At 62.2% G+C, this 11,765-nt stretch carries 6 protein-coding genes; 1 reads left to right on the forward strand and 5 read right to left on the reverse strand.

From position 1 onward, the window contains the following. Positions 1-142: 142 nt before the first annotated feature. Complete coding sequence (locus M2497_RS03835; RefSeq protein ID WP_248485894.1) at positions 143-6,049, forward strand: DUF4329 domain-containing protein; 5,907 nt, start codon at positions 143-145, stop codon at positions 6,047-6,049. On the opposite strand, the gene urtE is transcribed toward M2497_RS03835, so the two are convergent. The 5 genes from urtE to urtA all read right to left on the reverse strand — a co-directional run bounded on the left by urtE (position 6,039) and on the right by urtA (position 11,593). Beyond that, positions 6,039-6,737 carry an urea ABC transporter ATP-binding subunit UrtE gene (gene urtE / locus M2497_RS03840; RefSeq protein ID WP_058423552.1) on the reverse strand — a complete coding sequence of 233 codons (699 nt, stop codon included), beginning with the start codon at positions 6,735-6,737 and terminating at the stop codon, positions 6,039-6,041. The two genes, M2497_RS03835 and urtE, sit on opposite strands and share 11 nt — an antisense overlap. 45 nt (positions 6,738-6,782) lie before the next feature. Next, complete coding sequence (gene urtD, locus M2497_RS03845) at positions 6,783-7,616, reverse strand: urea ABC transporter ATP-binding protein UrtD (RefSeq protein WP_248485895.1); 834 nt, start codon at positions 7,614-7,616, stop codon at positions 6,783-6,785. Further along, positions 7,613-8,680 carry an urea ABC transporter permease subunit UrtC gene (gene urtC, locus M2497_RS03850; protein ID WP_248485896.1) on the reverse strand — a complete coding sequence of 356 codons (1,068 nt, stop codon included), beginning with the start codon at positions 8,678-8,680 and terminating at the stop codon, positions 7,613-7,615. Before urtC ends, urtD begins: the two co-directional genes overlap by 4 nt. Next, complete coding sequence (gene urtB / locus M2497_RS03855) at positions 8,680-10,182, reverse strand: urea ABC transporter permease subunit UrtB (RefSeq protein ID WP_248485897.1); 1,503 nt, start codon at positions 10,180-10,182, stop codon at positions 8,680-8,682. The genes urtC and urtB overlap by 1 nt, the downstream gene beginning before the upstream one ends. A 145-nt stretch (positions 10,183-10,327) precedes the next feature. After that, positions 10,328-11,593 carry an urea ABC transporter substrate-binding protein gene (gene urtA / locus M2497_RS03860; protein ID WP_248485898.1) on the reverse strand — a complete coding sequence of 422 codons (1,266 nt, stop codon included), beginning with the start codon at positions 11,591-11,593 and terminating at the stop codon, positions 10,328-10,330. Positions 11,594-11,765: the final 172 nt, after the last annotated feature.

The following is an 11,765-nucleotide window of genomic DNA, read 5'->3' on the forward strand; positions in this document are numbered from 1 at the left end:
TGTTGTGGTGCTGTGCCGTCTTGAGCGATTTATTCAATGCGCTGTTGTGGTGCGCTCGGCCAGATATAGTTAGGCCCCTTCAGGGAGGGCGGGAGCGTTAGATGGGCGTTTCTTCCTCGACCCTTCCCGAAGGTGCTGCACGATGGACATCCATGACATGCCACAACCCGATGGTGTTCGGCAAAACCCCGTCTCAGATGGGCAACTGCCTGCCCTCAGCCCACCCTTTATCAGCGCCGATGATGCGGCGTATTGGGCCCATACCCAAATAGGCAGCAAGCGCGAACGCGAGTACGGCGGTGCGATTCTCAAGCACGCAGGCCAGTATTTCGCGACAGTGCCCAAGCAGGGTGCGACCAAGCAAATAGCGCTCGATAGCGTGATCCCGATCAAGGATGGCAAGCCGATCTTGCCGGCGGATTACACCTGCTCCGGGTTTTACCACTCCCATCCTGATACCGATGATGACTTTCCCTCAAGGATGTTCCCGGCCAGGCAGCGTTCAATTCTGCGCGGCTTGTTTTCTTACCCCGACATGCAGGTCATTTTTCGCTTGAGCGGCCATGTACCGGCGCATTATCTGTCGGGGCCAGATGGCACTTTGTTGAAATTTGTCGTGCGAACCCAGGCAAAGTTGCAGGCGTTTCTGACCCGGCTGGACCCCGCCATCCACCCTGAGATCGACTTTTTCACGGACTATGTGCCGGAGGTGGCCGAGGCCGGCGCGCTGTGGGTACTGGTGCCCAACGCTGCCTGGGGCGGTGTGCGCGGGCGGGTCAGCAAGGACTGGGTGCTCAAGGAGTGGGTGAAGAACACGCCCTTGAAGGGCGGCGAGCGGATGCAACCGTTCTCTTCCGCTGTCTTTGCATTCTCACAACTGTCAGCGCTGATTGCCTTTACGGACGAGGCGTTTGACCAGCCACTCTGGGGGTATCTGCTCAAGGCCGCAGGCCGCGATGAATACGTCTATGTGCCTGGCGAGGGTACCTTGGATGAATGGGGGCCGCCGCACACCCTATTCCCGCGTGACGCCAACGGTCAGACGCAACTGCCGCCAGGCTTTCTGATCGAGGGCGTCTTGATGCACCTGGTCGATAAAACCAGGCCACCTTTTTTACCCGCGCACCTGGCGAGCCTGATCGAGGTGTTGGCGGACGCTCCCGCTCTCTTTGACCCCCTGCGCCCGCCGACCCTGTCGCAGCGGCTCCCCGATGGCGGCTTGAACAGTTACAGGCTCTCGGGCACGGATGCCGAGTCGTCGTTGCTGGGCAAGGGCGGGGCGATCGCACAACGGCAGATCGAGACCGGCGCGCTCACGGTGTTCCGTTACCTTGACCGGTTGGCTAGCATGGGCGAGATGGCGGTCTTGAAGGCGGGGGTGATTTGGCCACGCATTGGAAAAATACAGCCGTGGTTTGAAGAGTTACGGCCCCACTTCAGCCCGGATTTTCTCAGGCCCAATGACGCTGCCCGCTACCTCTGTGAGCAAGTATTGCGGCGTGATATCTCTCATTTTGGCTACATCCTGCAGCGCAATGACGGTAAGTTCGTGGCAACCGGACTGATCGCCGATATCAACCGGCTGGTGGGTATGGGGATGTCGAAAGGTAGCGTTCTCGACGTCCTGACGTTGCCGGCAGATTATCGCTATTACGGTTTTTTCGTTGCCGTTGGCAGCAACCCGGAAGAACTGAAACGGATGCTGGCCTCCCATCCGGACGTTGAAGGAAGGCGCTCGCTGGATGAGCGTCTGCTGTTGACGCTGACGATTCCCTATCGGAATTATGTCGCCAGCCTGACGGCGGATGGTCAGCCCATTCCTTGCCTTTACTATTCGGGTACGGCGGGTTCACTGGTCAAGTATGTGAGCAGCGGCAGCCCACAAGAGCGCGAGTTTCATACGGCGCTGACAGCGATCATCGACACCGGTATCTTCAAGCCCCGCATGGATGGTTTCCGTGGCACGCCCCTGCAAGTCGTCAGCAAGATGGCAAGCCTGGGTGAGTTCCATGTCATCGAGACGAACGCGGTCTTCGGCAACTCCCGTGGCAGGCTGCCTGTGACATGGAACGCATTTGAGTCGTTTGTCTCCGTGTCTCCTGTCGAACCGCCGTACAACTGGATCGTACCTTTCCCGGAACTGGCCGCTGAAGTGGCGCACGGGCAGTTCGGCCTCAAGCCGCAGCTGCGACAAGTCGCGTTTATTTTGAAAGCTACCGGAGCCCAAGCGTACTTCTCGACGCAGCCTGCGCCCATCGGCAGCCGGATGTTTTCACCGTCATCGGTTTTTACCCAGGATGCCAACGGTGATCCGCTGATACCCGAGGGGTATGAGGTCCACGGAATTTGCTACCAGTCGCTGCCCGGTACTGGGATGAAAACCCTTCAACACTGGTTGTACGAAAGCTTTGTCGCGCCCCAGGACCTGGCGGCTGCAATCGCCCAGGCCCGAGAGTCGAACCGGGCGCTGCGTGCGCTGTACTTGAGCACGCGGGACGGCGCGCAATTGCAATACCGCTTCAGCGGGACGGGGTTGGAGAGCCAGTTGTATGGCGTCACACCTACCGGGGAGGTCAACGATAATGGCCATCAGGCGAGTTTGCGCTCCGGAGCCGTGACGCCTACGGAGTATGTACTGCGGGTGGCGGCGGCGGGCGAGTTGTCGGTGTTGGTGGCCGGCAAGCTGTGGGACATCCAGGGCCGCGTGGAACCAACCTGGCGGCCCTTTGCGCGCTACCGCATGCCGGAGTTCAGTGCGCCGTTTCTGCAGGCCGATGATGCCGCACGGTTTGCCCATGAACAGGTGGGTGCCGATCGTTATGCTGAATACTGCGGTTGCATCCTCAAGACACCCGACCAGCGTTTTGTCGCCACGCTGCCGGTGGCCTGTCTGGAGGCACAGCGGTTTGCCATCGGCACGGTGTTTCCGGCGGACCACAACGGTGTGTTGCTGGTCCCCGAGCCTTACGTGCTCTACGGGCAATACGCGTCATGCCGGTCGGTTACCCGGCTGGACAAGACCCGCATGCAGCGCAACGGCTGGTCACGGGAGGAGGCCAGTGTCGATTGGCAACTGTTCAGCGATGCCGATCTGCGCAACCTCATCGGCAACCGGCACTGGGTCTCCACCGGCTACCTCTCCTGCGATGAGGACGGCCTGATTGCCTTTGACCTTACGGGCGCCAAGGCCCAATTGGATGAATTGAACCCGGACACCTCCTCGGCGCCCCGCGAACCGCAGGCCCGGGTGCGGCACTTGTCGGCCAGCGGCTTGCGCATTGTGCTCGGCAGTCCGTTGTGGGGATTGCCTGGCAGTGTCTCGCCAACCTGGCGTGCCTATGCGCCGGCGGCGACATTTGAAAAACCGCAGCAGGTGGCGTTTGGCGCAGTGTTTTCCACTGCCAGGGAAGCGGTTGCAGACGCTCACAAGCGATTGCGCCGGGGCTATTACGCGGCCCAGACGGGTTTTGCTTTTTTGCTCAAGCACGCGCAAAAGGACCAGTACGTGCTGAGCCAGCTTGTCCCTGCGGATGGCGCCAATCCGTTGTTCAACCTGGCGAGTCTGTTTGGTAACCGCGATGACGGTGCGTTCATTTTTCCGCAGGCATTTGAATTGCACGGGTTGTATTACGCGCGCCTGTGGATGCCCGACAACCTGCAGAATCCGCAGCGTTGGCTGGCTCGGCACTTCCTGTCTTCGGCCGACCTGTACAGCGCCTTCCTGTCCGCCCGGCGTTGGCGTGATACGGGTAGCAGCGTGACCTTACCCGTGTTTATTTCAACCCTGGACAACGCCGTGCTCGAGTACCAGACGGCTGTCTCGACGCCGTTGTTCGACCCGGAAAAACAGGCGTCCGGCACCTTTGAAGACGTGCATACCCAACTGAGCGGAGGCCAGCTATCACCCCAGGCATTTGTTAGAAAAGTCATCGGCACGAGCTGGCTCGGTGTGCTGGTGCCCAGTGAATGCTGGGACGAGGAGAGCAGCAGGCTGGGCGCCGACTGGCTGCCTTATGCCGACTTCAGTCGCAGGGCGTTGAGCCCGGCGTTCTTTCACCAGGCGGATGCGCTGCGCTACGCCCACCAGCGCCTGGGCAATCGCCGCGACAGGGTGTACGGCGGCTTGCTGCTCAAGCGCGTCGACGGCCTGTTTGTCGCCACCGAGCCGCTGCCCGTCGCGACAGAGAACTTCGATCCCAAATGGATCCTGCCGGATGAAGACGTGCGTACGGACTGGTTGGCCCCAGGCATGACGCTGGTGGCGCGCTACCGTTCGCGGCGGGACGTACTGCCCAGCTTGGTGCTGGACGAGGACGGCGAGGCGGTCTATCGAGCGATGTTGTCCACCGATGTGCTGGGCACGGCGCTCACGTGCCAGCACCTGTGGAGCCATGAGTACCTGTTCGGGCTGGATGGCTCGGTGATCGGTTTCAGTTGCAAGAGCGCAACGGACGCGACCCAGCAAGGCCCGCTTTCCAACGACCTTGAAGCGCTCCGGCAAGCGCTGGCACCGGCTGAGCAAACGCCTCACGACCCGCTGAGCAACGCGCTCGAGAAGCAGATGCGCGACGGTAGCCTCACGCCTGTGGCGTTCGTCAATCGGCTGCTCAAGGTCGCCTCGATGACCGTGGTGCAAGGCAGTGCGCTATGGGGCAATGCTCAGGTGCTGGGCAGCGGATGGCTGCCTGCGCGTGGTTTTACCGCGCCTGACCGGTTCATCCATGCCACGGCCGATCGCGCCTTGGGGCCGGTGTTCAGTCATATCGATGACGCCGCGCGCAACGCCCATGAAAGCGCCGGAGAGCGAGACCGGCTGACCTACGGTTTTATCTTCAAGTTGGCCAATGGTCACTGGATGGCCAGCCTACCGGTGGACGGTGAAGACCGACGTTTCCCCTACGACAGGGTGTTGCTGGGCGGGCGTTTGCCGGTGGGCTGTACGGTTGCGGCGCTCTATCTGTGCGCCCCGGCTCGTCAGCCGCAAGAGTTGCGCGCATCAGCGGTCTATCACGCCTTCATCCCGCCGAGTCTGTTGCGTGCAGCGTTGGCGGTGGTGCGTACGAAAACAAATGCCGGGGCTGCGCCTTATCTGCCGTTGTACCTGTCCTGCGCCGACAGCGCCCTGCTCAAATACCGTGCCTCACGCCTGGACAGTAACTGGGACGAAGAGCCGCAGTTGCAGGCCTATATCCGCACGTTGAATGGGAACTTCAACCCTCACGACTACATTCGCCAGGTCGCTCGTGCCGGGCAGCTCGAGGTGCTGGTGACGGGGGCGGTCTGGGCCGGCCAAGCGCCGGTGTCACAGTCCTGGCGTGAACGTGCGCCAGCTGCGGTCGCCGCAGACCCGGATGCGCGGGTGGTGCTCGGGCCGCTGTTTTCTCATCCGGATGATGCCGCGCGGTATATGTGGCGCCGCTCACCGGCTGTTCCAGGCAAGGCGAGCATGGGGGCTGTCCTGAAAAATGCAGCGGGCAACAGCTATCTCGCCAGTGAGCCGGTGGACGACAGCGGGCCGAGTGTCCACGTGGGGCTACGTATGAATACGAGTGCTTATCGACGCCTGTTCGGCTGGGTGATGAACCTGGATGAACGCACTCAACCGCGTCCCAAATACCCTGCGGGTTACCGCGTCATGGGCGTACAGCAACTGCACAAGTGGGAGGCCAATCCGGAGCGGCTGGCTGACCGACATGAACAAGCTATCGCCGAAAACTTTATCTCGCAGAAGGAGTTCAGGTTTGTGGTCGACATGTTAAGGCAGGATAAAGTGGCTGGCGCCCGCTACTACTTCACTCCCAGAAATGGCGCCCTGTTGGTCTACGCGCCCAGTTTCGAGCGCGTCGAGCACGACCTGCTGCTGTCTGGCTGGATCGACCCCGAATCGGACAAACCCCGGCTCAAGACCAGCGAAGCCCTCACGGTCTTGTTCAATTCCGGTCGGTTGCATGTGTTGGAGCCCGACCGTTTCTGGCAACCCAAGGGGCATGTCGCATCGCGTTTTCTGATGGAGTTGCGCAAAGCGCAGCAGACTCGACTCAGATCGTGACGAGGCCACGCACACCCTCGCTTTCCATGTGCTCGCCACGGCCCTGCTGCACGATTTCGCCCCGGGACATCACCAGGTACTGGTCGGCCAGTTCGGCGGCGAAATCGTAGAACTGCTCCACCAGCAGGATCGCCATGTCGCCGCGTGCGGCGAGCTTCTGGATCACCGCGCCGATTTCCTTGATCACCGAGGGCTGGATGCCTTCGGTGGGCTCGTCGAGGATCAGCAGGCGCGGGCGGCTGGCCAAGGCCCGGCCGATGGCAAGTTGTTGCTGCTGGCCGCCGGACAGGTCGCCGCCGCGTCGGTGTTTCATTTGCAGCAACACCGGGAACAACTCGTAGATGAAGGCCGGGACTTCCTTGGCCTCCTTCGCGCCAAAGCGTGACAGCCCCATCAACAGGTTTTCTTCCACGGTCAGCCGGCCGAAGATTTCTCGGCCCTGGGGCACGTACGCGATGCCGGCATGCACCCGCTGGTGCGGCTTGAACGCGGTGATGGCCTGGCCTTCCCAGGTCACCGCGCCTTCCTTGGCCGGCAACAGGCCCATCAGGCACTTGAGCAAGGTGGTCTTGCCCACGCCATTGCGCCCGAGCAGGCAGGTGACTTCGCCGATCTTCACGTCAAAGGACAGCCCGCGCAGGATGTGGCTACCGCCGTAGTATTGGTGCAGCTTGTCGACTTGCAGCATTCTCAAACCTCCTTAGATCCCACATAAAGCAAGCCAGTGTCCTGGTCAGCGACCGAGGTAAACCTCGATCACCCGCTCGTTTTCCTGCACCTGCTCCAGCGACCCTTCGGCCAGCACGCTGCCCTGGTGCAGCACGGTCACGTGGTCGGCAATCGAGCCGACAAACCCCATGTCGTGCTCCACCACCATCAGCGAATGCTTGCCCGCCAGGCGCTTGAACAGTTCGGCGGTGAACTCGGTCTCGGCGTCGGTCATCCCCGCCACCGGTTCGTCCAGCAGCAACAATTGCGGGTCCTGCATCAGCAGCATGCCGATTTCCAGGAACTGCTTCTGGCCGTGGGACAGCAACCCGGCCTGGCGCGGTGCGGAGGCGGTCAGGCGGATGGTGTCGAGCACTTCATCGATACGGTCTTTCTGTTCGCCACTCAGGCGTGCGCGCAGGCTGGCCCACACCGATTTGTCGGTCTTCTGCGCCAGTTCCAGGTTTTCGAACACGCTGAGGGCTTCGAACACCGTGGGCTTCTGGAACTTGCGGCCGATGCCGGCCTGGGCGATCTGCACTTCGCTCATGCCGGTCAGGTCGAGGTTTTCGCCAAACCAGGCGGTGCCGTGGCTGGGGCGGGTCTTGCCGGTGATCACGTCCATCAGCGTGGTCTTGCCCGCGCCGTTGGGGCCGATGATGCAGCGCAGTTCGCCGACGCCGATGTACAGGTTCAGGTCGTTGAGGGCCTTGAAGCCATCAAAGCTCACGCTGATGTCTTCCAGGGTCAGGATGGTGCCGTGGCGGGTGTTCAGGCCCTTGCCGGCCGCCTGGCCAAGGCCGATGGCATCGCGGCCGCTGCCCGCATCGAAAATGGGTTCCAGCATGACGTTCCTCATTTCTTCAACAGGCCGATAACGCCCTTGGGCAGGTACAGGGTGACGAGGATGAACAGCGCCCCGAGGAAGAACAGCCAGTATTCCGGGAAGGCCACGGTGAACCAGCTCTTCATGCCGTTGACCACGCCGGCGCCGAGCAACGGGCCGATCAGCGTGCCGCGCCCGCCCAGGGCCACCCACACGGCGGCTTCGATGGAGTTGGTCGGCGACATTTCGCTGGGGTTGATAATGCCCACCTGCGGCACATACAACGCCCCGGCCAAACCACACAACACCGCGCTCAACACCCACACGAACAGCTTGAAACCACGCGGGTCGTAGCCACAGAACATCAGGCGGTTCTCGGCGTCGCGCAGCGCAGTCAGTACCCGGCCGAACTTGCTCTGCGCCAGGCGCCAGCCGATGTACAGGCTTGCCACCAGCAAGGCGACGGTGGCGACAAACAGCACCGCCCGCGTGCCCGGCTCGGTAATGCCAAACCCGAGGATGCTGCGGAAGTTGGTGAAGCCGTTGTTGCCGCCAAAGCCGGTCTCGTTGCGGAAAAACAGCAGCATGCCGGCAAACGTCAGGGCCTGGGTCATGATCGAGAAATACACGCCCTTGATCCGCGAACGGAAGGCGAAGAAGCCGAACACCAGCGCCAGCAACCCCGGCGCGAGCACCACCAGGCACAAGGCCCAGAGGAAATGCTCAGTGCCCACCCAGTACCACGGCAGTTCGGTCCACGACAGGAAGGTCATGAACGCCGGTAACTCATCGCCGGAGGCCTGGCGCATCAGGTACATGCCCATGGCATAACCGCCCAGCGCAAAGAACAGGCCGTGGCCCAGGGACAGCATGCCCGCGTAGCCCCACACCAGGTCGAGGGCGAGGGCGACGATGGCGTAGCAGAGGATCTTGCCGACCAGGGTCAAGGTGTAGGCCGAGATGTGAAAGAGATTGTCCGGCGGCAACAGTGACAGCAACGGCAGCGCGAGCAGTACCGCGAGGATCACCACGCCGAGGGCAATCGTCAGCTTGGGGCCGGCCTTTTGCGTGGCCGTGAGCATCAATGGCTGGTTCATCAGTCGATCACCCGTCCTTTCAGTGCGAAGAGTCCCTGCGGGCGTTTCTGGATAAACAGAATGATCAGCGCGAGGATCAGGATCTTGCCGAGCACGGCACCGATCTGCGGTTCCAGGATTTTATTGGCGATGCCCAGGCCGAACGCCGCCGTGACGCTGCCGGCCAACTGGCCGACACCGCCGAGCACCACCACCAGGAACGAGTCGATGATGTAGCTCTGGCCCAGGTCCGGGCCGACGTTGCCGATCTGGCTCAAGGCGACGCCGCCCAGGCCTGCAATGCCCGAGCCCAGGCCAAACGCGAGCATGTCCACGCGCCCGGTGGGTACGCCGCAGCAGGCGGCCATGTTGCGGTTCTGGGTCACGGCGCGCACGTTGAGACCCAGGCGGGTCTTGTTCAGCAGCAGCCAGGTCAGCAGCACCACGCACAGCGCGAAGGCGATGATCACGATGCGGTTGTACGGCAGCACCAGGTTAGGCAGCACCTGGATCCCGCCGGACAGCCACGCCGGGTTGGACACCTCGACGTTCTGCGCGCCGAACACCAGGCGCACCAGCTGGATCAGCATCAGGCTGATGCCCCAGGTGGCCAGCAGGGTTTCCAGGGGGCGGCCGTAGAGGTGACGGATCACCGTGCGCTCCAGGGCCATGCCGATGGCGGCGGTGACGAAAAACGCCACCGGCAGCGCGACCAGCGGGTAAAACTCGATGGCCGCCGGTACGTAGCGCTGCATCAGCAGTTGCACCACGTAGGTGGAGTAGGCACCGAGCATCAGCATCTCGCCGTGGGCCATGTTGATCACGCCGAGCAGACCGAAGGTGATCGCCAGGCCCAGGGCCGCGAGCAACAGGATCGAACCCAGGGACATGCCGCTGAAGGCTTGCCCGAGCAGCTCGCCGATCATCAGTTTGCGCTTGACCTGGGCCAGGCTGGTTTCGGCGGCGGTGTGCACGGCGGCATCGCTTTCGACGCCCGGTGCAAGCAGGGCTTCCAGGCGCGTACGGGCCAGCGGGTCGCCGGTATTGCCCAGCAAACGCACGGCATTCAGGCGAATGGCCGGGTCGGTGTCGACCAGTTGCAGGTTGGCCAGGGCCAGGCTGAGGGCGCTGTGAACTTGCTCATTGGTTTCGGTGGCGACCTGTTGGTCGAGGAATTTCAACTGCGCGGGTTGTGCGCTTTTCTGCAAGGTCTTCGCGGCCGCCAGACGCACCTTGGGGTCGGCGGCGAGCAGTTGCTGGCTGGCCTGCACGTTATCGATCAGACCGCGCAGGCGGTTGTTCAGGCGCACGGTTTTGGTCTCACCGTTGACGGTGAGTTGACCTTGTTGCAGGGCGTCCACCAACTCGATGCGCGCCGGGTCAGGCTGGGCGGCCCAGTCCTGGAGCAGCTTGGCTTGTTGCGTCGGGTTGGCGGCCAGGAAGTCTTCGGCGTCGCTGGCGTGTGCGGCCAAAGGCAGCAACAGCAGGGCCGTGAGGATGAAACGGTACAGGGCAGTAGGCATAACAAAATGTCCTGATCATGCGCGGACAAGCTTGATGTGGGAGGGGGCTTGCCCCCGATGGCGGTGGGTCAGTCAGCCCATGCAGAGCCTGACACTCAGCTATCGGGGGCAAGTCCCCTCCCACATTTTTATCTGCGCTTGGGGCTTAGTTACTTTTCACCGCATAGTCCGGCTTCTTGTCATTGCCAGGAATGTACGGGCTCCACGGTTGTGCGCGGATCGGTTCCTGGGTCTGCCACACCACCGAGAACTGCCCATCGGCCTGGATCTCGCCGATCATCACCGGCTTGTGCAGGTGGTGGTTGGTCTTGTCCATGGTCAGAGTGAAGCCCGACGGCGCGGCGAAGGTCTGGCCGGCCAGGGCTTCGCGTACTTTGTCGACATCGGTGGACTTGGCTTTCTCGGCCGCCTGCGCCCACATGTGGATGCCCACGTAGGTGGCTTCCATCGGGTCGTTGGTCACGGCTTTGTCCGCGCCCGGCAGGTTGTGTTGCTTGGCGTAGGCTTTCCAGTCGGCGACGAACTTCTTGTTCACCGGGTTCTCCACCGACTGGAAGTAGTTCCAGGCCGCGAGGTTGCCCACCAGTGGCTTGGTGTCGATGCCGCGCAATTCTTCTTCGCCCACGGAGAACGCCACCACCGGTACATCGGTAGCCTTCAAGCCCTGGTTGGCCAGCTCTTTGTAGAACGGCACGTTGGAGTCGCCGTTCACGGTGGAGATCACCGCGGTTTTGCCGCCGGCGGAGAACTTCTTGATGTTGGCAACGATGGTCTGGTAGTCGCTGTGCCCGAACGGCGTGTAGACCTCTTCGATGTCTTTATCCGCGACGCCCTTGGAATGCAGGAACGAGCGCAGGATCTTGTTGGTGGTGCGCGGGTACACGTAGTCGGTGCCGAGCAGGAAGAAACGCTTGGCCGCGCCGCCTTCTTCGCTCATCAGGTACTCCACCGCCGGGATCGCCTGCTGGTTGGGCGCCGCACCGGTGTAGAACACGTTCGGCGACATCTCTTCGCCTTCGTATTGCACCGGGTAGAACAGCAGGCCGTTGAGTTCTTCGAACACCGGCAACACCGATTTGCGCGACACCGAGGTCCAGCAGCCGAACACCACGGCGACCTTGTCCTGGGTCAGCAACTGGCGGCCTTTCTCGGCGAACAGCGGCCAGTTGGACGCCGGGTCGACCACCACCGGTTCGAGCATCTTGCCGTTCACGCCGCCCTTGGCGTTGATCTCGTCGATGGTCATCAGCGCCATGTCCTTGAGGGACGTTTCGGAAATGGCCATGGTCCCGGACAGCGAGTGCAGGATGCCGACCTTGATGGTCTCGGCGGCCTGGAGGGTCCAGCTCATGCCCATGGCGGCAATGGATGCCGACAGTGTGAAAGCCTTGATCAAGCTGCGACGCTTCATGGTGCGATCTCCGTGTACCCAAGTGTTGTTGTTGGACAGATGCAAGGGCGATTGCAAAGGCTGTGCCCGCTTTGACGGGAGTGCTGTCCAGGGCTGTATCCGGGCGGGGGGCTACGCAGGCCGCACTGAAACGGCGCCGTAGCAGCTGGGTGGTGCGGGGCGGGCATTGTTT

The organism is Pseudomonas sp. CYM-20-01, assembly GCF_023169845.1.
Taxonomy (GTDB): Bacteria; Pseudomonadota; Gammaproteobacteria; order Pseudomonadales; family Pseudomonadaceae; genus Aquipseudomonas; species Aquipseudomonas azotoformans.

Coding starts and splice junctions, on each gene's coding strand:
- M2497_RS03835 (WP_248485894.1), top strand. CDS start 143: ATGGACATCCATGACATGCCACAACCCGATGGTGTTCGGCAAAACCCC.
- urtE (WP_058423552.1), bottom strand. CDS start 6,737: ATGCTGCAAGTCGACAAGCTGCACCAATACTACGGCGGTAGCCACATC.
- urtD (WP_248485895.1), bottom strand. CDS start 7,616: ATGAGGAACGTCATGCTGGAACCCATTTTCGATGCGGGCAGCGGCCGC.
- urtC (WP_248485896.1), bottom strand. CDS start 8,680: ATGAACCAGCCATTGATGCTCACGGCCACGCAAAAGGCCGGCCCCAAG.
- urtB (WP_248485897.1), bottom strand. CDS start 10,182: ATGCCTACTGCCCTGTACCGTTTCATCCTCACGGCCCTGCTGTTGCTG.
- urtA (WP_248485898.1), bottom strand. CDS start 11,593: ATGAAGCGTCGCAGCTTGATCAAGGCTTTCACACTGTCGGCATCCATT.